Here is a 20287-nt window from a genome sequence, read left to right as displayed (position 1 = left end):
GACCGAAGCGACTGTAGTCAGTTGACTACAGTGCCTGGACGCTAGTGTAGCCACATGACTACAGGCGTGCCAGTGGGCCGGGACGAGGTCGTCGCGGCCATCCTCGAAGCCGCTGCCGAGCTGTTCGCCGCGCGCGGACCCGCGGCCACGTCGATCCGGGATATCGCCACGAAATCCAACGTCAACCATGGGCTGGTGTTCCGGCACCTCGGCTCCAAGGAGAAACTGGTCGGGGCGGTGCTGGACCATCTTGGGCAGCGGCTCAAGGAGCTGATCGAGGCCGGTGCGCCCGCCGACGTGGTCGACGCGGCGGTGGATCAGCAGCTACGGGTGATCGCCCGGGCAGCGCTCGACGGCTACCCGGTGGGGGAGTTGCAGACCACATTTCCCAACATGACGCGGCTGCTCGACGAATTCATGCTCCGGTACGCCGACGAGAACCAGGCTCGGATCGCGGTGGCCAACATCATTGCGCTGCAACTGGGTTGGCGCCTGCTCGGGCCGTTCCTGCGATCGGCGCTGGGGCTGGGCGAGATGACCGACGACGAGGTCCGCACTGCCGTGGGCGTGGCCGTCGAGCGGCTGGCAGTGCCTCCGGCTGCCCACCACTAGACTGAGCGGGTGCAAACACCAGCTTCACAGCCCGTTCTGGTCATCGACTTCGGTGCGCAGTACGCGCAGCTGATCGCCCGCCGGGTGCGCGAGGCGCGGGTTTTCTCCGAGGTCCTGCCGCATACCGCGACGGTCGAGGACATCAAGGCCAAGAACCCGCAGGCCATCGTGCTGTCCGGTGGTCCGTCCAGCGTCTACGACGAGGGCGCTCCGCAACTGGACGCCGCGATCTTCGATCTCGGCGTCCCGGTGTTCGGCATCTGCTACGGATTCCAGGCCATGGCCCAGGCGCTCGGCGGTACCGTGGCGCACACCGGCACCAGTGAATACGGCCGGACTGAGCTGAAAGTAGCTGGCGGAGAACTGCATTCAGGGCTGCCGGACTCGCAGCCGGTGTGGATGAGCCATGGCGACGCGGTTACCGCGGCGCCCGCCGGGTTCGAGGTGGTGGCCAGCAGCGCCGGCGCCCCGGTCGCCGCGTTCGAGGACCGGGCCCGCAAGCTGGCCGGCGTCCAGTACCACCCCGAAGTGATGCACTCCCCGCACGGCCAGCAGGTGCTCAGCCGCTTCCTGCACGACTTCGCCGGTATCGGCGCGACCTGGACCGCGGCCAACATCGCCGACCAGCTGGTCGAGCAGGTGCGCGAGCAGATCGGCGACGGCCAGGCCATCTGCGGCCTGTCCGGCGGCGTCGACTCGGCGGTGGCTGCTGCACTGGTGCAACGCGCCATCGGTGACCGGCTGACCTGTGTATTCGTCGACCACGGCCTGCTGCGCGCGGGCGAGCGTGAGCAGGTGGAACGTGACTTCGTCGCCGCCACCGGTGCCAAGCTCGTCACGGTCGACGAGGCCGACCGCTTCCTTGACGCCCTCTCCGGCGTGACCAACCCCGAAGGCAAGCGCAAGATCATCGGCCGTGAGTTCATCCGGGCTTTCGAGGGCGCGGTGCGTGACACCCTCGGCAGCAGCGAGTCCGAGATCGAGTACCTCGTCCAGGGCACGCTGTACCCGGACGTCGTCGAATCCGGCGGCGGTACCGGTACCGCCAACATCAAGAGCCACCACAACGTGGGCGGCCTGCCCGAGGACCTGAAGTTCAAACTCGTCGAGCCGCTGCGGCTGCTGTTCAAGGACGAGGTGCGGGCCGTCGGCCGCGAGCTGGGCCTGCCCGAGGAAATCGTTGGGCGCCAGCCGTTCCCGGGCCCCGGTCTCGGTATCCGGATCGTCGGCGAGGTGACGGGCCCCCGCCTGGACACGCTGCGCCGGGCGGACTCGATCGCTCGTGAGGAACTCACCGCGGCGGGCCAGGACCAGAGCATCTGGCAGTGCCCCGTGGTGCTGCTTGCCGATGTGCGCTCGGTCGGCGTGCAGGGCGACGGACGGACCTACGGGCACCCGATCGTGCTGCGTCCGGTGTCCAGCGAGGACGCCATGACCGCCGACTGGACCCGCGTGCCTTACGAAGTGCTGGAACGCATTTCGACCCGGATCACCAACGAGGTGCCTGAGGTCAACCGCGTGGTGCTGGACATCACCAGCAAGCCGCCGGGCACCATCGAATGGGAGTGAGTTCGCGCTAGCCCGGCGTAGGCTGTGTGCCGTCGGCCGTTCGAGGCGTCTCGATCTGGGACGCCCGCGCCGCAGGGGAGCGGGGGAAGCTCATGTCATCACGTGGATTTGTCGTGCGGGTAGCGAACGCGGTGCTCGTGGCTGGGGCTGCATTCGGGATCAGTGCCGGGACGGCCTCCGCGTGGCCCATCCCGATAACGCCGGAACAGCAGCGTTTCATCAATCAGGCCCGCGCCGCCGGCTTCCCCGGCGATGACGATGCCGTGCTTCAGGCCGGCCTCCGGGCGTGCCAGATGCTGATGACAGGCTCGGGGACCCAGGGTGCCACCGACGGGATCGTCGGTGAGACCGGTGCCGATCCCGCCCCCGCCGCTGCGCTGGTGCGCCGGGCGCATGGCATCCTCTGCACCTCGGCGCGCGGCTGATTCTCAGCGCGGTGGGTCGCCCCGCCATGCGAAGCTGTTGACGTACTGGCCCATGTCGAGGGCCAGTTGCAGGCCGACGGCGGACGGTTTTCCGGACCCGAAGTCCGGCCCGAACGGGTGGTACGGCCCTGTAGCGGCGGCGATCAGTGCCAGGTCGTTCTTGACGGCGACCAGCACCAGCAGCCGCATGCGGGAGAATTTGCGGCTGGCGCCCTGCGGATACCAGTCGGCGACCAGGCCGTAGCCCGCCTGGTATCCGACCATGGCGTTGGGGACCTCGTACGCGGTCTTGGCGTCCGGATAGCTCGACGTGATCAGTTCGGCGGCAATGTCTTTCGGCTGCCGTCCGGTCGCGGGCCGGCTGAACAACTGCAGCATCCCGCCGTCGCCGGCCAGCAGCTTCGCCAGGACGCCGTTGTCGTCCTTGGTCACCTCGTAGGCCGCGCCGGCGGCCGGGTAGGCGACGCTGAACGAGCCGTCGGGCGCGGTGAACCGGGGGTTGACGGTCACGGGCTGGCCCATGGGCGGATGACCGCATTCGGGTGGACACACGTACCGCACCGCCGGTTTCTCCAGCAGGCCGGACACCCCGACGAGGAGTGCGGCCACGACCACCGCGGCGAGGGCGAAGATCAGCGTCACCTGAACGCGTTTCGTCGTCCGGGTCGGCGTCGCCGAGTAGGACGTGGCATGCAGCGAGTAGCCAGGGAGGAGCCCCACCGTCAGGCTGTCGGTGGGTACCGGGCGGTCGGCGCGCTGGCCGTGACGTGCGGCCCGTGACGATGCCCGGGTGGCAGCACCGCAGGCTGCGCAGAACGGGGCGTCGGGCACCACGTGGCCGCACTGGGCGCACAGCAGCGGCTCGTCCATGTTGTATTCGTCGTGGGCCTCGTGCAGCAGTGCCAGGTGCAATCCGACCCGCAACGCCAGTAGCGCGATGAGGGTGAGTGCGAAATACATTGCCAGCTGTACCAACTGGGGCAACTGGACCATGTCGATCAGGCCGAGCAGTGCGTAGACCACGCCGACGATCACCGCGATCAGGGTCAGTGTCAGCCGGACGTAGCCGCGATGTTGGTGTGCCTTGTTCGGTGGCCGGGTGAACCACAGTGCGGCGCCGATCAGGCCGCCGACGGTGGCCGCGATGATGGGGGTGGCCAGACCACGGATTCCGGCCTCGACCAGCAAGCCTTGCAACGGCCGGTCGCGGTTGACCATGCCTGTGCCGAACTGCGGCGCCAGCCGCGTCAGGGTTGCCGCCGCGGTGAAATAGATGGCGGAGTGGGCGCCAATGGCATAGCCGTGCAAGGCTTCTCGATGGCCCGGCCGGACTAGGCGGAGGGTCAGCGCCGGTGCCTGCATGAGCAACAGGCCACCGAGCGTGACGCCGACACCGGTCCGCAACATGCGGGCCGCCGCGATACCGGCACCGAGCGGGATGCCGTAGGACCGGGCGGCCACGGCGCCGGTGAGCAGTGCCCACCCGACGCCCAGGGTGATGGCCATGCCCGCGGCCAGCCACAGGTTGCCGCGGGGTGCGTCCCGATTGAATTCGGATTCCCGCAAGTAGATTCCGAAGATCACGGGCAGCCCGAGGACGGCGACCGCAACCAGTGCCCCGGGCAGGCGGAGCATCGCGGTGGCCACCAGTGCGAGCACCAGGGCGATGAGTCCGAGCATGAACGACGTGCGCGACCGCGGGGACAGGTGCGGGAACAGCGAGCTGGTGATCGACAGGCGAAGCAGATGCTGGCCGGGGGCGGCGCTGAACGACCGTGCCCGCAACCAGTTCGGTCCGTCGCGGCGGTGTTCGCTCAACGGTGCGCCGCACAGCCCGCAGTACTCACCGGCCGGGACGTCCAGCTGGCAGACCCCGCACTCCATCATCGGCCGGTCTTCGAGTTGGGTGCTCACTGCGTCACCTTCTGCAACAGCGCCAGGTCGGCCACCAGGTTCTCCAGATTCGGGGTGCCGAGGCCACTGACGAGGTCGTAGCCGGGGCCCGCGGTGTCAACGGCGTTGCCGCCCAGGGTGATATCGCGGAACGCGGGGTGCGGGGCGCCGGTGGCGATGCGGTACAGCTGTGGGTTGAGGGCGCCGACCAATCGCCCGCCGTTCGCGGTGAGGTGCTGGTTCATGACGGCGGTCAGCCCGGCCCAGATCGGCGCCGCCTGTGAGGTGCCGCCGCCGACGACAACCTCTTTGTCCACAACGATTCTCACGCCGGTGTAGGGATCGGCGACGGCCGAGATGTCCGGCGTCATGCGCTTCCCCATACCGCGTTTCGGGTCGATGTGGTCCGCCGCATTCGACTGCCAGCGTGGCCGGTCGAACAGCGCGGAAACCCCGCCGCCGGTGCCCTGGGAGAGCGGGACGTTGAACCAGGCCTGTTCGTCCAGCCATTGGCCCTCGGCGTCGGTGGACAGGGTGCTGCCGCCGACGTTGGTCATCTCAGGCAGGGACGCCACCGAATCCAGACCGACGTCGTTCGGGCCGGGCGGGGAATCCCAGTCGTCGCCGCCCTTGCATTCCAGCCCGGCCAGGTCACCGCTGGCGTCAAAGGCCGTGGTGCCGTGTGATGCTGCGGCGGCCAACGCGGAACGGACGGGCGCGAGGTCGGCCGCGGTTGTCAGCTTGTCGCAACCCCAGCCGATCGACAGGCTCCAGACCGCGCCGGGGAAATCGCGGTCGGCCTGTTCGAACATCTCGCCGATCTTCAGGTAGGCGCCGTCGCCGGTGACCGTGGGACGGGCGTTGACGACGACCAGCCGGGCGTCGGGCGCGATGGCGTGGATCACCTCGAGATCCATGGTGGTCTCGCCGTGCTCGTCGCCGGGTTTCCCGCCGACGAGGACCGGGGTGAATTTGGGCAGGCCGAAGGTGGTGGCGAACTGATCCAGGTCGGCTTGGTCGTAGCCGTTGAAAGCGAAGACCACCACCGTGGTGCCCTTGCCGGTGTAGCCGGCGGCGGCCAGCTTGTCGGCGTGATAGGCGCTGAGCAGGTGGCTGGGGGTCAGGCCGCGTTCCGGCACACCGAGTGGCCGGGGTGGCGGGGTGGATTCGTGATGCGGCGTGTAGCTGAGGATCCGGCCCAATTCGGTGACCGTGCCGTGCAATTCGGTGGGGACTTGGGGCTGTTGCGGCGCGGCGTAGAACTCCTGCCCACGCCGGCTGCGGTAGTCGTGCACCTGGACGCCGAAGGCGGTGCCCATGCGGTCGGGGTCGCCTTCGACGACGGCCCAGGTGTCGCCCGGCCGCCAGCGCACCGAAAGTCGTTGCAACTCAGCCCAATTGATCAGGGCATCCGGCCGGTAGCCGTCGTCGAGAGTGGCGGTGAGCTGGACGCGCTGCTGCGCATGCGCGCGTCCGAGATCGGTGGAGGACGCAAGCAGCGACGCGAAGGGGCCGTCGATGGTGCCCGACGGCTGGTCAGGCGCCGCGGTCGGCCGGCCCGGGATGGGCAGGTTGAAGACCAGCACCAAGGTGGCGGCAAGCGCCAGGGCCAACAGCCATCGCTTGGACGGTGTCCGAATCGGCGGTGACATGTAGCAACGGTAGCGCGAACCCGGATTCTGCTGGGCCGGTAGGCAACCCGGGTCTGTTGTCAGTTGCGGTGGGTGCCCGGTGTGGCGGTGGGCGCCGGGTTGGCCGTGACCGACGGAGTGAACAGGTTGCCACCGTTCGGGCTGAGCGACTTCTCGGTCGGGGTGACCGCCGCCGACGTCGTCGTCGTGGTCGTGGTGGTCGTCGACGAGGGTGTCTCGGGGGCTTTCTTCTCTTCGCCGCAGCCTGCGGTGAGGCCGATCATCGCGATGAGCGCGGTGCCGCCTGCGGCGACTGTGATGCGGTGGACCAGACGATTCGAACGCACGATGCATGCCTTCCACTAGCGCAACGGTCAGCCAAGCCCGAGTGGGATTCCAGACCTATTCCAATTACGAGCGTACAGGTCAGAGCGCTGCGGTGACGGCGTTGTGGGTCGTCGGCGGCTTGACCGTGTCGGTGGGTGGGTGTTTACTCACGGTATCGAACAAACATTCGAATATTGATAGTGGCTGATGGTGCGGGAGGTGTTGTTGTGGCGGCTGTGACCAGTCTGGCGGATAGCCGAATTGACCGCGCTGACCAGCTGGAACAGCTCCGGCGCAAGATCGCCGAGATGTCCGGGCCGGCAGGTCTGCGTGCCCGGGACCGGGGCCGGGCGGAGCCGGCTCCGAAGGCTGTCGAAAATTTGCTGGAACCGCCGGATTTCCGGTCTGAGCTGCTGCCCGACGTGTTGCCCCGTGGCACGGTCGCGGTGCTCTCGGGGGCCCGGTCGCTGCCGTTGCGGATGGTGGCTGCGGTGACGGCGTCCGGTGGGTACGCGGCCATCGTCGGTCAGCCCAAGGTCGGGCTGCTGGCGGCGGTGGAGATGGGGGCCGACCTGGAACGCATCGCGCTCATCCCGGATCCGGGACCGGACCCGGTGGAGGTGGCCGCGGTGCTCATGGACGGGCTCGATCTGGTGCTGCTCGGCCTGGGTGGCAAGTCGGTGCCGGCCGGCCGGGCACGGGTGGTGGCGTCCCGGGCCCGGCAGCGCGAGTGCACCCTGCTGGTCACCGATGGCGACTGGCCTGGGGCGACGGCCCGGTTGGAGGCCAGGGTCCGCGGGTATGAGGTGGTCGGCGCGGGGGCCGGGGACCCGGTCCCGGGGTGCGGACGGATCGGCCGGGTACGGCTGGACACGCGGGCTCGGGGCCGCTCGATGCGCCCGCTCCAAGCCGTGGGTGGGTGAGATGTCCGATCCTGCACACCGGGTACTGGCCATCTGGTGCATGGATTGGCCGGCGGTGGCCGCGGCGGTGGCGGCCGGGCTGCCGGTGACCGAGCCGGTCGCGGTCACTCTGGCGAACCGGGTGGCGGCCTGTTCGGCCTCGGCCCGGGCGCTAGGGGTGCGCCGGGGGCTGCGGCGCAGGGAGGCGCAGGCCCGCTGCCCCCAATTGCATGTCGCCACAGCCGATCCGGCGCGGGACGCCCGGCATTTCGAGGGAGTGACGGCTGCGGTCGACGAGGTCGTGCCGCGCGCGGAGGTGCTGCGACCCGGACTGCTGGTGTTGCCGGTCCGTGGAGCGGCCCGGTACTTCGGGTCCGAACAGGCCGCGGCCGAACGGCTGGTCGACGCAGTGGGGACGGCCGGGGTCGAATGCCAGGTGGGCATCGCCGACCAGTTGCCCACCGCGGTGTTCGCGGCCCGGGTGGGACGGATCCTCGCGCCGGGTGAGGATGCGCAGTTTCTTGCCGAATTGTCGATCCGGCAGCTGGCCACCGAGCCGAGCCTGTCCGGCGAGGGGCGGGAAGAGCTGTCGGACTTGCTGTGGCGCATGGGTATTCGGACCATTGGGCAGTTCGCGGCGCTGTCCCGGGCCGACGTGGCGTCCCGGTTCGGGGCGGATGCCGTGGTCGCGCACCGGTTTTCGCGGGGTGAACCGGCGCGGCGACCATCGGGGCCGGAGACGCCGGCGGACCTCGATGCCGTGATGGACTGCGACCCACCGATCGACCGAGTGGATGCGGCGGCGTTCGCCGGGCGCTCGCTGGCCGGCCGGCTGCACCGCAGCCTGGAGTCCGCCGGGGTGGGGTGCACCCGGCTGGCCATCGATGCGGTGACCGCCAATGGTGAAGAATTGCAACGTGTTTGGCGGTGCGCTGAACCACTGACCGAGGACGCCACCGCGGACCGGGTGCGGTGGCAGCTGGACGGCTGGTTGACCAGACGGGGGCTGGGCAGGGCTGGGCCTACCGGGCCCATCACGGTGCTGCGGTTGCATCCGGTCGAGGTCGTCTCGGCCGCGGCGCTGCAGTTGCCGTTGTGGGGCTCCTCCGGGGATGACGACCGGATGCGGGCCCGGCGGGCGCTGGTGCGGGTTCAGGGTCTGCTGGGGCCGGAAGCGGTGCAGGTGCCGGTGCTCAGCGGTGGGCGGGGACCGGCCGAACGCATCACGCTCACCCCGCTGGGGGATGAGGTGGTTCCCCGCAGCGATCCGACTCACCCCTGGCCGGGACGGCTACCGGAGCCGGCTCCGGTGGTCCTGCTGGATGATCCGGTGGAACTTGTTGATGTACAGGGTAATTCGGTTCGGGTGACGGACCGGGGCATGTTCTCCACCGATCCCGTGGGGTTGACGGGTTCGGGCTATCGCGGGGCGTTGCGCTGGTGGGCGGGGCCGTGGCCCGTCGACGAGCGCTGGTGGGACCCGGAGCGGGGGAAAGGCCGCACGGCTCGGGCTCAGGTACTGCTCGGGGGCGATGGGGAGAGCCGTGCGCTGCTGCTGTGCTACCGGCAGCGGCACTGGTACGTGGAGGGGGTTTATGAATAGTTGACGTTGGTGCCGGTGACCATGTGTACCTGGTCGTTCACCTGGATGATGTTCATCCGCGGTGTCTTTCGGCGTGGGTCCGGACTTCGTGGGTGATGGTGCCGATGCCGTGGATGGTCAGCTCGAGCCTGTCCCCCTCCTGGGGAAGATGACCGGACTCGATTCCCGAGCACCCCGGCAATGTGCCGGTGCCGAAAAGCTCGCCGGGATAGAGCTGTTCGCTCTTGGAGGCGTGGGCCAGGGCTTCGCCGAGCGTGTACCGCATACCTCTGGTGGAGCTTCGCGTCACGGTGACCCCGTTGATCTTGACTTCGGCTTCGAGTCCGGCTGGGTCGATGCTCGGCGTCGCGGCGACGACGGTGTCGGACATGGAGCTGGCGAAGTGTTTGGCCTTCTGCGGTCCGAAACCGCTACGCATCTCGGCTATTTGGACGTCGCGGGCGGATAGGTCATTGAGGACGACGTAGCCGCTGATGGCCGCGGCGGCTTCGGTCGGCGTGGCATTGCGCAGTGGGCGGCCGATCACGAAACCGAGTTCGAGCTCGTAGTCCAGGTCGCGGGCGTAGGCCGGTGTGGTGACCGGGGTTCCGCTGGGCACAAACGTGAGTGCGTTGCTCATGTAGTAGATCGGCTGCTCGAACCACAAGCGGTTCGGTTTGAACATCGGGAACGTCGATCCGGTGATGCGTTCGTACGCCGCGGTCAGCCGGTAGCTGCCGGGCAGGTACCGCCGCGCCATCGCTCGTGACGCATCGATGACGTGTTGTTCGTAGAGCATGAAGTCGCGGAATGACACGGGAGCGAACGGCAGGAGAGCGTCGGCCGACTGACCGTCCGCGGCAGCGTCACGCCACTGGGGAACCGGTGGAAGCCCCAGCGGCAGTTGATCGTTCGACCATTGCTGCCAGCCGGCACCTGAGCGCACCTCGACGACGGTGGCGCCATTGACGTGCCGTCGCCGCATCGCCTGCACTTGGGTTTCGTCGATCATGTGGTTTGTGTTCCTTTCAGCACCAGGTCGATCCGTGCGGCAAGTCCGTGCCTGACGTTCTGGTGGGTGACCAGGCGCCGGAAATGCAGTGGCGCGATGATGGTTTCGATGACGAGGGCCGCATCGGTGGTGGCAGGCACCTCGTTGCGGTCGATGCCGCGGGTGATGATCGTCTTGGCGACCTGAAATCTCTCGGTCCAGAACCGTGTTCGGGCGGCAGCGATGTCGGGGGAGTCCGCGCCAACCGAGCTGGCAGCTCGGGTCAACGCGTATCCGCGGGGCGACTCCAGGTATTTCGCGAGCGACGTGGCGAATTCGATCAAATCCTGGCGCAGCGTGCCGGTGTCCGGAACGGGGATCGCGGCCTGGCTGCTGGCCAGTAGCGCGTCGGCGATGACGTTTTCCCAGGTGCCCCAACGGCGATAGACCGACGATGGCGCCACCCCGGCGTGGGTCGCCAGCTCGGGAAGGCTCGACTGGGTGACCCCGGTCTCGAGCAGATCCAGGGCGGCGGTCAGGACAGCCGTGCGGATGCGCGCGGATCGTCCGCCGGGGCGGCGTGAGACCTCATCGGGTTCCTCCATGGCCATAGTGTAACGCAAAGATCATTGCGTTAGTGGGAAATCTCTGCCTACCATCGGCGTGCTGCCACGCCCCGACCGGAGGTCCCCATGTCACGCATTGCCAAGAACCTGATCGTCAGCCTCTGCGCGCTGACCGGAACAACCGAACGTGCCGCTCGGCGCGTCGGCGTCGGCTATTTTCTGCCGGAGCTGACCGTCGACCGGTTCGCCAACATGGGCGGAATCGACAAGCGGCTCTTCACAACTCAGCTGCAGCAATGCCGCTCGTTCGGTGACGAGGCATGGGCCGGTTACTGGCGCAGACTGGCCGCCCTGCACCTCGACATCGCCGCGCCCGCGCTGGCCCGACTGGGTGGTCCTGCCCCGAGCGAGCTGCTCGAACCGGCCGACGCCGACCTGGTCGCCCGGCTCGGCGCGGTACTGGCGCCGGCTGTGGACGTGTTCGCCGAGCGCTCACCGGAAACCGTCCAACAGTTGGTGACCTCGTTCATCGCCGACAACCCTGACCACGCCGATGCCGCCGTCGCCGTCGACGCGCTGGTCAAAGCCATGACGTACCTGTTCGCCGCATCGTGGCCCGGCTGGACACCCCGCCGGCTCCGGGCCTACGCCGAGTCGCAATGCCTGTTCGAAGCGCTGCTGCGCGCGCTCGCTCCGGCGATGGGCGTCGACGTCGAGGTCATCACCTTGCACGCCGACGGCGAGACCATCAAGGGCTATGCCGCGTTCCCGGCGGGGAGCGAGCCCGTCGCCACGGTCCTGGTCACCAACGGTCTGGAAGGCGCCAGCCAAGAGCTTGCGCTCCCGATCCTGAAGTACCGCCACAATGGCATGGCTGTCGTCACGATGGAGATGCCCGGCACCTTCGCCTACCGCAAGCCGCTCTCACTCGAATCCGAAAACATCTACACGGCAATGCTTGACCACCTCGCTGCGCATCCTCGCGTCGACGCCGACCGGATCGGCATGGTCGGGGTCAGCTTCGGTGCGCACTGGTCGGCGCGAATGACGGCGCGCGACAAGCGAATCAAAGCAGCGGTCTGCAACGGCGGCCTCTACCGCCGCAGCTTCGCGCCGGCATCCACCTTCGGCAAGCCCGAGATCATCCTGCAAACCCTCCGCAACACCACCGGCGCAACCAGCCTCGTCGACCTGGGCCGGCGGCTGCATGCTTTGTCGCTCCAAGCCCTCTATCCCGATATCACCGTGCCGCTGTTGGTCATCAACGGTGACACCGACACTCTCGTCTCGACCCAGGACTCCGTCGACCTCGCGACTGCTGTGCCCAACAGTGAACTGATCCTGTATCCCGACGACGACCATTGCGCCATGGGGCACTACACCGAATGGCTCGCGTACAGCGTCGACTGGCTGCAACGACACCTCCGCTGATGCGGCCGGCCCGGCTGTGAGCCGTCCAGAAAATAATAGTTGTGCACAATTGAATTGTGGTCTACAGTTCTCCGTGTGGACGCACTCACCTTGGACCGCCAGCTCTGCTTCGCCCTGTACTCGGCGTCGCGGGCGATGACGGCGGCCTATCGGCCGATCCTGTCCGAGCTGAACCTCACCTACCCGCAGTACCTGGTGCTGCTGGTGCTGTGGGAAGAGGATCGGGTCACGGTCGGGCGGCTGGGTGAACGGCTGCAGCTGGATTCGGGGACTCTCTCACCGCTACTGAAACGGTTGGAAGCCAATGGATTCATCCGTCGTGAACGGTCGCTGCAGGACGAGCGTCAGGTCGAGGTGACCCTCACCCCGGCCGGCCGCAAGCTCGAAGGGAAGGCCCAGTGCATTCCCGAGCGGCTGGGTGCCCAGACGGGCATCACCGAGCAGGAAGCGGCGGACCTGCGCGACGCGATCCACCGATTGACCGATGCCCTCACCGCATCGCACTGAGTTACCGACGCAACCCGCGTCACCGGCACCAACCACAAGGAGATCGACATGAAGGCGCTCTACACCGCAGAAGCCCTGGCCACCGGCGAAGGTCGCGACGGCCACGGCCGTACCTCCGACGGCAAGCTGGACCTGGACCTGGCCATCCCGAAGGAGATGGGTGGCAGCGGTAACGGCACCAACCCCGAGCAGCTGTTCGCCATCGGCTACGCCGCCTGCTACCACTCGGCGCTGCGTCTGGTCGCCCGCGAGGCCAAGGCCGACGTCACCGATTCGTCTGTGGGAGCGCGGGTTTCGCTCGGGCAGCTGGACAACGGCGGATTCGGTCTGGCGGTCGAGCTGGAGATCACCCTGCCCAACCTGGAGCACGACGCCGCTCAGGAGTTGGCCGACAAGGCCCACCAGGTGTGCCCGTACTCCAACGCCACCCGCGGCAACATCGACGTCAAGATCACCGTCACCGACGACTGATCGTCACCACGCCGACTGGCCACTTGCGACACGAGATCCGCGAATTTCCGTGTCGCAAGTGGCCATTCGGCGTCAGAGGGTGGAGGCGAACCTGCTGACCCGCTCGATGAACCGGTCGAAGAACGCCACCGGATCGACCTCGACGCCGATGTGGGCATTGGGCTGGCGCCCCCAATGCCCACGCCAGTCGGCCACCGTCATGCCGCGGGTCAGGGTGCCCAGCAGTTCCACGTCGACCGTCGCCCGTTGATACCGGACGATATCCGGGTCCAGGGCCACCGCCGCCGCAAGCGGATCGTGCAGGTGTGCCAGATAGCCCTCGCCCTGGTCGTAGTGGAACTCGAAGTAGAACCGCATGGCGTCTTCCAGGACCCGGATCAGCGAGTTGGACGACGTGGAGCGCGTGCCGCGCTCGTCCAGCACGCTCATCGGCGACGACGGCCCGCCCGCTGCGGTCGCCAGGCGGCTCAGCAGCGATGGCGTCATCGCGATGTTCTCGGTCAGGTTGAGCCCCAGAATGATCGGCAGATGGGCCGGATCGTCCAGGCCCCACGCCGCACCCCAGACCGAGAACACCTCAGCCGCGGCCTCCGGGTCGACGCTGATGTTCCATTCGGACACCGGCGTGGTGTTGCCCCGGTAGTCGAAGGCCCCGCCCATGATCACCAGCCGACGCAACAGCCGGGGGAGTGACGGTTCCAGCCGTAGCGCCAGCGCGAAGTTCGTCAACGGACCGGTGACCAGACCGATCAACTCGCCCGGGTATTCGCGGGCGGCCTGGATCCATGCCTCGGCGGCGTCGTACTCGGTGAGCACGCCGCCGGTTTCGGACTCCGGACTCGGTTCGGGCAGTTCGGCGTACCCCAAACCCTGCGGGCCGTGGGTGTCCTCGGCGGTACGCAGGGGTGCGGCCAGCGGGACGCTCGAGCCGCGGGACACCGGGATGGGGCCCACCCCGCACAACTGCAGCAATCCCAAGTTGTTGACGCATACCTGGTCGACCGGGACGTTGCCCGCGGTAGACGCGATGCCGACCAACTCGGCGTCGGCGCTGGCCAGCAGGTAGGCCAGCGCCATCGCATCGTCTACGCCCGTGTCGACGTCAGCAAAAACCGGCTGGGTCGTAGGCATCCCACTCCCTGTCATGCCGCCAACGATAAGGGGATACCGAGGGCTGGGCATTTCGATTGATCGTCCCGCGGGCGGCCGTGGCCGCCCCGGCGATCAGACCGTGCCGTCGGGGAACGCGATGACCGAGACGAAACGGATCGGCAGCCGGATCAGCCGGGTTGGTCCGTGGACGCCTTCGCCGTCGAACTGCAAGGAGTCGCCGGGTTCGAGGCGGTATTCCGAGCGGCCATGGCTGTAGTCCATGACCCCGTCGAGCATGTAGATGAACTCTGTGCCCGGGTGCTGGAACAGGGGGTAAACATCGCTGGCCTCGGTGAGGGTGACCATCAAGCACTCCAGTCGCTTGTGCTCGCCGCGGAGCCCGCCCAGCAGGTGGTACTCGTGGCCGGCCTGTGAGCCGCTGCGGACGATCGGGGTGCCCTTGCCGGCCTTGACGAACGACGCGGGTCGCTCGGTGTCGGCGCCGCGAAACAGGTACGTCACCGGAACGTCGAATCCTTTGGACAGCAGTGCCAGGGTGCTCAGTGAGCAGGAGGTCTGTGCGTTCTCGACCTTGGAGAGCATCGCCTTCGAGATGCCGATCCGGGCTGCCATGTCGCCGACCGATAGTCCCGAATTGTGGCGTAGCTGGCGAACATTGCGAGCGATGGCCACCTCGAGCTCGAGCTCTTCAACTTTGTCATCGGGCCGCCGGTCACGCGTGGTGCCCGCATTGCGAAGCAGCGTTTCGTCGTTCTCCATCGGTTAACCGTAACGCATCGACGTCTACTGTCAGTGGACAACGCGTAGAGGATTCGATCTGGCGCGACCGGGACTCGACGAGATGCGCAAGGCTGTCGGCCAGCGCGATCGCACCCGCTTCGGCATCGGCGTTCTCGACCGCCTCGGCGGGGGCGTGTGAAATGCCGGAAGGGTTGCGTACGAACAACATTGCGGTGCTGACGTGGTCCTTCAGGACTCCGGCGTCGTGACCGGCTCCGGTTCCCAATATCGGCGCATCGTCGAGCGTGGAGCTGAGGCTGTCTCGCACCTGTGAGTCGAAATCGACTGTGGGGCTGAATGACTCCTCGGTCATGGTCACGCCGCAGCCCTCCGCGCGGGCAGCGGCGTTGGCCTCTCGGGCGATCTCGTGCACCAGGAACTTGGTCACCGCGTCATCGGGGTGACGCACGTCCAGCCAGAGATTCACTTGGGAGGCAATGACGTTGGTGCCGCCGGGAACGGGGACGATCCGCCCGACCGTGGCGCGCGCCTCGCTGATGGCCCGGGCCTGCGCCTGCACGGCCACCACGAGTCGGGCGGCGGCGACCATCGGGTCTGACCGGTCCGTCATCAGCGTCGTGCCGGCGTGGTTGCCCTCGCCGGTGAAAGACAGCCGCCACCGGCCGTGGCCGAGGATCGAGGAGGCGACGGCCACCGGCCGGCCCAGGTCCACCAGTCCGCGGCCCTGTTCGACGTGCAGTTCGACGAACGTATCGATCCGCGAGAGCGCTTCTGGGTCCGGTCCGAGGTGTGTGGGATCGATTCCGGCACAACGGCTTGCCTCGGCGAAGGTGGTGCCGTTCTGGTCGGCGAGGCTGCGGGCCCGGTCCGGATCGATCGCCCCGGTCATGAGCCGCGAGCCCAGGCAGGCCACGCCGAAGCGGGAACCTTCCTCCTCGGGGAACACCGCGATGGCTCGGCGGCCCCCGATGCCGCGGGCGGCCAGCAGGTCGAAGGCGACCAGTGCGGATGCCACCCCGAGCGGCCCGTCGTATGCGCCGCCGCCGGGTACTGAATCCAGATGACTGCCGGTCACCACCGCGCCGTCGCCGACGCCGCCCGACCAGGCCCAGATGATCCCGTTGCGGTCGGTTTCCACATCCAGGCCCCGCTTTGCCGCGTGTGCCAGAAACCACGATCGCAGGTCGAGTTCTGCCGTGGAATACACGGGTCGGGTGTAGCCGCCGCGCCGGGTGTCTGTGCCGGTCGAAGCGATCTCGGCGAGCAGCGAGGTGACGGTGTCGGACATGAAACTCCTTTGTAGGAAGCCGGATTCGGGGCGAGCGAAGCGACGGGAAAGACTCGAAGCGACGGGAAAACAACGCGCCGCGGTCAGCGCATCTCGCCGGCTCCGACATACGGGTGCAGACTGCACAGCGGCTTACCTTCAGCGAACCGTTCCAATCGGAAATCCGCGGCCGGGACGTCGGGGTCGGTGCTGTCTCCCTCGAACACCAGATCAGCGACGAGTTCTCCGACGGCGGGGCTGATCTTGAAGCCGTGGCCGGCAAAACCGGCCGCCAGGATCAGTCCGTCGACCCCGGCGATCGGGGCGATCACCGGATTCCAGTCCGGTGGAACGTCGTACACGCCCGCGTAGGTGTGGGTGACCGCCGGCTCGGGGAAACCGGGGAAGCGGTGCATCACCTTCTCGCCGTATGCCATCACGGAGGCTTCCGCGGCGACATTGGAATAGTTGTCCGGGTCGACGAACTTCTTCTGGAAATCGGCGTGATCGCTGTTGCCTACCAGGAATTGGCCGGAGCCTTCGACTCGGCAGTACTGGAGGCTGATCAGGTCGGAGATCACCGGCAGATCGGGGAGTGGCTCGCCGGCGTCGACGATCAGCAGTTCTGATCGGTATGCCTCGATGGGGAAGCTTATTCCGATGTCGGCCAACAACTTTGCCGACCACCAGCCATTGGCCACGATCACCAGATCGGCATCGATGGTGTCGCCGTTCTCCAGCATCACCCCGCTGACTCGGTCGCCCGCGGTGAGGACGCGGGCCACGGGCGTGTTCTGCCGGATCTTGGCGCCGCCCGCTCGGGCCACCTGCCCGAAATGCAGCGCCAGTTGGGTTGCGTCCGCGAACCCGCCACGCGGCTCGTATGCCGCCAGTGCCACGTCCGAGGTCTCCAGCATCGGCCACAGTTCCTGCAACCGGTCGGTGTCGATCAGATCGACTTCGACGCCGAGTGACTGGTGCATGGCCGTGTTCGCGGCCAGCGCGTCGGCATTTTCTTTGCCGACCAGCACCGTGTAGCCGACCTGCCGGAATCCGATCGCGTCGCCCAGTTGCTCGATCAAGGGCAGGCTGCGCCAGGCCATGGCGGCGATCGATGGGACACCGTAGTGGGTCCGCACGATGCCTGATGACTTCCCGGTGCCGCCGCTGGCCAACTGATGTCTTTCCAGCACAACGACATCGGACAGGCCACGGTCGGTGAGGGAACGGGCGATGGACAGGCCGATCAGTCCGCCGCCGATGATCACTGCCTTCGACGCCATCAGAACCCACCTGCCGCGGCGTGACCCGGAATCCAGGATGTGCCCGCCAGCGGCACCCGCGCCATCGCGGCGGCTTCGATGGACACCGCGACCATGTCTTCAGGCTCCAGGTGGGTGACATGCGCCTTGCCGCACGCCCGTGCGATCGTCTGCGCCTCCATGGTCAGCACCCGCAGGTAGTTGGCGACGCGCCGGCCGCCGTCGACCGGGTCCAGCGCCTGCTGCAGCGCCGGATCCTGGGTGGTGATGCCGGCGGGGTCCTGGCCGTCCTGGTAATCGTCGTAAAACCCTGCTGCCGAACCGAGTTGGGCGTAGGCGGCCTCATGCTTGGGATGGTTGTCGCCGAGCGCGATCAATGCCGCGGTGCCGATGGCGACGGCGTCCGCGCCCAGGGCCAGCGCCTTGGCCACGTCCGCGCCGGTACGGATGCCGCCGGACACGATCAGCTGCACGCCGTCGGGCTTGCGATGGACGCCGAGCTCTTGCAGCGCCTGCACTGCCTGCGGTACCGCGGCCAGTGTGGGGATGCCGACGTGCTCGATGAAGACCTCCTGGGTGGCGGCAGTGCCGCCCTGCATGCCGTCGACGACCACCACGTCGGCGCCTGCGTGCACGGCGAGTTTGACGTCGTAGTAGGTGCGGGAGGCTCCGACCTTGATGTAGATCGGTTTCTCCCAGTCGGTGATCTCGCGTAGTTCATTGATCTTGATGGTCAGGTCGTCCGGCCCGGTCCAATCCGGATGCCGAGACGCCGACCGCTGGTCGATTCCCTGCGGCAGGTCGCGCATACCGGCCACGCGTTCGGAAACCTTCTGTCCCAACAGCATTCCGCCGCCCCCCGGCTTGGCGCCCTGGCCCAGTACCACCTCGATGGCATCGGCGCGGCGTAGGTCGTCGGGGTTCATCCCGTACCGGTTCGGCAGGTACTGGTACACCAGATGTTTGGAGTGACCGCGTTCCTCTGGCGTCATGCCACCATCGCCGGTGGTGGTGGAGGTGCCGACCTCCGAGGCGCCTCGTCCGAGGGCCTCCTTCGCGCGGCCGGACAACGCTCCGAAGGACATTCCCGCGATGGTGACCGGAATATCCAGGTGTAGAGGGTATTTCGCGTTCCGGCCGCCCAGCACCACGTCGGTGCCGCATTTTTCTCGATACCCCTCCAGCGGGTAGCGCGACATGGATGCGCCGAGGAACAGCAGGTCGTCGAAGTGGGGGAGGGCGCGCTTGGCGCCCCAGCCTCGGATGTCGTAGATGCCGGTTTCCGCCGCCCGGTGGATGGCGGCGATGGTGGCCCGGTCGAAGGTCGCGGACTCACGTAGTCCACGTTGGGATCGGTCGTCTGCCGAGAAGGTCATGTGCTGATCCTGATCAGTAGGAGTTGTGGACCTGGAAGTGATAGAGGTTGCGTGCCGAGCCGTACCGCCGGTAGGAGGCGGGGTCGTCGTCGTAGCCGGCGGCTTTGAGCAGGCCGGCGAGCTCCTCGAGGTGCTCGGTCTCCATGGTCTTCTCGATGCAATCCGCGCCAAGGGATTTCACTTCACCGCGGACGTACAGGCGCGCTTCGTAGATCGAATCGCCCAGGGCGTCGCCGGCGTCGCCGCGAATGACGATGCGGCCACGCTGGGCCATGAAAGCGCTCATGTGTCCGACCGAGCCACCGACCACGATGTCGAGCCCCTTCAACGAGATGCCGCAGCGGGCAGCGGCATTGCCGTCGATCACCAGTAGGCCACCGCGTCCGGTGGCGCCGGCGGACTGCGACGCGTCGCCGGTGACGTGGACGACGCCGCTCATCATGTTCTCGGCGAGGCCCTGTCCGGCATTGCCGTTGACGGTGATCTCAGCTTTCTGGTTCATCCCGGCGGCGTAGTAGCCGACGTGCCCGTTGACGGTGATCTCGACCGGCGCGTTGACGCCGACGGCGACGTTGTGTGCCCCTTGTGGATTGACGATGACGTACTGACCGTCGATGTCATCGCCGTGCAGGGCGGCGTTGACCTCCCGCAGTGCGACGGACGACAGGTCGAAAGTGGTTGCGGTGTCGCTCATGCCGACACCGCCTCTCGGCTCCAGGCGTAGACCACTTCGGGTTCTGGCTCCCAGATTCGGGCGTCTTCGATCCCGGGCAGGTGCGCCAGGGCGCGGAACTCTGATGCCATGGCCACCCAGTCCGCGGTCTCGGCGATCACCGCCGGCTTGCACGCGATGGCGTCGCGGACGATCGCGAAGCTGTCGCTGTTGGAGACCAGCAGCGTGTAGAAGCCGTCGAATGTTGTTGTCAGACTGGTCAAGGCCTGCTCGACGTCGGATCCCGCGGCCAGTTCGTGGGCCACGAATCGCGCGCCGACCTCGGTGTCGTTCTCCGAGTCGAACTCGATACCGGCTGCGCGCAGATCGCGCCGGATGGTCGCATGGTTGGCGAAGGAACCGTTGTGCACCAGGCACTGGTCCGGGCCCACCGCGTACGGGTGGGCGCCACTGGGGGTGACCGCCGACTCGGTGGCCATCCTGGTGTGGCCGACCCCTTGCCAGCCTTGCGCTCCCGCCAGACCCCAGCTGGCGGCCAGCGACGTGGGTGTGCCGACACCCTTGAGTACCGCCACGTCCGTGCCGAACCCTCCGATCAGGACGTGGGGATAGGCCGCCTTGGCGGCGGTCAGCAGTTCATCGGCAGTGGTGTCCGCGGACACCAGGTAGGTCACGTCGCGCACGGTGACCGAAACCGGGGCACCCACCCGGGCGCTCAGCTCGTCGACGATCTGGTCGGGCGACGCGTCGACCTCGATCAGGGAGATGGTGCTCTGCCCGGCCGGCGACCACTGCGGGTCGCCGTAGACGGCGATGCCGGCCGAGTCGGCACCGCGTGCCTCCATCGCTGTCAACATGCCGGTGAGCAGCTCACCTAGCCGGGGATAGAGCTCGGGGGTGCGCAGGTGCAACCCGACGATTCCACACATGGTTGTGTTGTTCCTTTCG

The 20287-nt window shown here is 67.7% G+C and carries 20 protein-coding genes; 8 read left to right on the top strand and 12 right to left on the bottom strand.

The genetic code is table 11. The annotated features are described in order from the left end of the window. Positions 1–54: 54 nt before the first annotated feature. The 3 genes from AC1U2B_RS14460 (at position 55) to AC1U2B_RS14450 (ending at position 2606) form a co-directional block, all read left to right on the top strand. Entirely contained in the window at positions 55–612 is a 558-nt protein-coding gene (locus AC1U2B_RS14460; RefSeq protein WP_480217341.1) for a TetR/AcrR family transcriptional regulator, read from the top strand. A 9-nt stretch (positions 613–621) separates the two neighbouring features. After that, positions 622–2181, top strand: coding sequence for a glutamine-hydrolyzing GMP synthase (guaA, locus tag AC1U2B_RS14455; protein ID WP_480217340.1), 1560 nt, complete (start codon positions 622–624; stop codon positions 2179–2181). Positions 2182–2294: 113 nt separating this feature from the next. Next, entirely contained in the window at positions 2295–2606 is a 312-nt protein-coding gene (locus tag AC1U2B_RS14450) for a DUF732 domain-containing protein (protein ID WP_480217339.1), read from the top strand. 3 nt (positions 2607–2609) lie between these two features. Here AC1U2B_RS14450 and AC1U2B_RS14445 read toward each other — a convergent pair whose 3' ends face one another. Genes AC1U2B_RS14445 through AC1U2B_RS14435 form a run of 3 tightly spaced genes read right to left on the bottom strand, consistent with a single transcriptional unit; the run spans position 2610 to position 6477 of the window. Next, positions 2610–4493, bottom strand: coding sequence for a zinc ribbon domain-containing protein (locus AC1U2B_RS14445; RefSeq protein ID WP_480217736.1), 1884 nt, complete (start codon positions 4491–4493; stop codon positions 2610–2612). A gap of 23 nt (positions 4494–4516) precedes the next feature. Further along, entirely contained in the window at positions 4517–6151 is a 1635-nt protein-coding gene (locus tag AC1U2B_RS14440) for a S53 family peptidase (RefSeq protein ID WP_480217338.1), read from the bottom strand. Between the two features lie 59 nt (positions 6152–6210). Next, a complete protein-coding gene (locus AC1U2B_RS14435; RefSeq protein ID WP_043396811.1) occupies positions 6211–6477 on the bottom strand; it encodes a hypothetical protein in 267 nt (88 codons plus the stop codon). Positions 6478–6684: 207 nt separating this feature from the next. Here AC1U2B_RS14435 and AC1U2B_RS14430 point away from each other — a divergent pair, with 207 nt between their 5' ends. After that, the gene (locus AC1U2B_RS14430) at positions 6685–7380 is read left to right on the top strand and encodes a DnaE2-dependent mutagenesis accessory factor ImuA' (RefSeq protein ID WP_480217337.1); all 696 of its coding nucleotides are present in this window, start codon (positions 6685–6687) and stop codon (positions 7378–7380) included. A 1-nt stretch (position 7381) separates the two neighbouring features. Continuing rightward, positions 7382–8962 carry a DNA polymerase Y family protein gene (locus tag AC1U2B_RS14425; protein WP_480217336.1) on the top strand — a complete coding sequence of 527 codons (1581 nt, stop codon included), beginning with the start codon at positions 7382–7384 and terminating at the stop codon, positions 8960–8962. Between the two features lie 52 nt (positions 8963–9014). Here AC1U2B_RS14425 and AC1U2B_RS14420 read toward each other — a convergent pair whose 3' ends face one another. After that, entirely contained in the window at positions 9015–9953 is a 939-nt protein-coding gene (locus AC1U2B_RS14420) for a fumarylacetoacetate hydrolase family protein (RefSeq protein ID WP_480217335.1), read from the bottom strand. Beyond that, on the bottom strand, positions 9950–10537 hold the full coding sequence (locus AC1U2B_RS14415; RefSeq protein ID WP_480217334.1) for a TetR-like C-terminal domain-containing protein: 588 nt from the start codon (positions 10535–10537) through the stop codon (positions 9950–9952). Before AC1U2B_RS14415 ends, AC1U2B_RS14420 begins: the two co-directional genes overlap by 4 nt. A gap of 87 nt (positions 10538–10624) precedes the next feature. Here AC1U2B_RS14415 and AC1U2B_RS14410 point away from each other — a divergent pair, with 87 nt between their 5' ends. The 3 genes from AC1U2B_RS14410 (at position 10625) to AC1U2B_RS14400 (ending at position 12907) form a co-directional block, all read left to right on the top strand. Further along, entirely contained in the window at positions 10625–11929 is a 1305-nt protein-coding gene (locus AC1U2B_RS14410; RefSeq protein WP_480217333.1) for an alpha/beta hydrolase family protein, read from the top strand. A 75-nt stretch (positions 11930–12004) separates the two neighbouring features. Continuing rightward, entirely contained in the window at positions 12005–12436 is a 432-nt protein-coding gene (locus AC1U2B_RS14405; protein ID WP_043396805.1) for a MarR family winged helix-turn-helix transcriptional regulator, read from the top strand. Between the two features lie 48 nt (positions 12437–12484). Then, a complete protein-coding gene (locus AC1U2B_RS14400; protein WP_071289271.1) occupies positions 12485–12907 on the top strand; it encodes an organic hydroperoxide resistance protein in 423 nt (140 codons plus the stop codon). 72 nt (positions 12908–12979) lie between these two features. Here the strand turns inward: AC1U2B_RS14400 and AC1U2B_RS14395 are convergent, their stop codons facing one another. The 7 genes from AC1U2B_RS14395 to AC1U2B_RS14365 all read right to left on the bottom strand — a co-directional run bounded on the left by AC1U2B_RS14395 (position 12980) and on the right by AC1U2B_RS14365 (position 20268). After that, the gene (locus tag AC1U2B_RS14395; protein WP_480217332.1) at positions 12980–14038 is read right to left on the bottom strand and encodes a nucleoside hydrolase; all 1059 of its coding nucleotides are present in this window, start codon (positions 14036–14038) and stop codon (positions 12980–12982) included. Between the two features lie 93 nt (positions 14039–14131). Then, complete coding sequence (locus AC1U2B_RS14390; protein WP_480217331.1) at positions 14132–14779, bottom strand: helix-turn-helix domain-containing protein; 648 nt, start codon at positions 14777–14779, stop codon at positions 14132–14134. After that, a complete protein-coding gene (locus AC1U2B_RS14385) occupies positions 14733–16049 on the bottom strand; it encodes an allantoate amidohydrolase (protein WP_480217330.1) in 1317 nt (438 codons plus the stop codon). Before AC1U2B_RS14385 ends, AC1U2B_RS14390 begins: the two co-directional genes overlap by 47 nt. Positions 16050–16132: 83 nt before the next feature. After that, positions 16133–17311 (bottom strand): NAD(P)/FAD-dependent oxidoreductase, encoded by a 1179-nt coding sequence (locus AC1U2B_RS14380; protein WP_480217329.1) that lies wholly within the window; start codon positions 17309–17311, stop codon positions 16133–16135. Continuing rightward, a complete protein-coding gene (locus tag AC1U2B_RS14375) occupies positions 17311–18666 on the bottom strand; it encodes an FMN-binding glutamate synthase family protein (protein ID WP_480217328.1) in 1356 nt (451 codons plus the stop codon). Before AC1U2B_RS14375 ends, AC1U2B_RS14380 begins: the two co-directional genes overlap by 1 nt. Positions 18667–18679: 13 nt before the next feature. Next, positions 18680–19360 (bottom strand): protein glxC, encoded by a 681-nt coding sequence (locus AC1U2B_RS14370; RefSeq protein ID WP_480217327.1) that lies wholly within the window; start codon positions 19358–19360, stop codon positions 18680–18682. Continuing rightward, the gene (locus AC1U2B_RS14365) at positions 19357–20268 is read right to left on the bottom strand and encodes a class II glutamine amidotransferase domain-containing protein (protein WP_480217326.1); all 912 of its coding nucleotides are present in this window, start codon (positions 20266–20268) and stop codon (positions 19357–19359) included. The genes AC1U2B_RS14370 and AC1U2B_RS14365 overlap by 4 nt, the downstream gene beginning before the upstream one ends. Positions 20269–20287: the final 19 nt, after the last annotated feature.

It is taken from the genome of Mycolicibacterium sp. P4_G11, from assembly GCF_056555145.1.
Note: the sequence above shows the minus strand (reverse complement) of the source record. Positions and strands in the feature narration are given on the sequence as shown.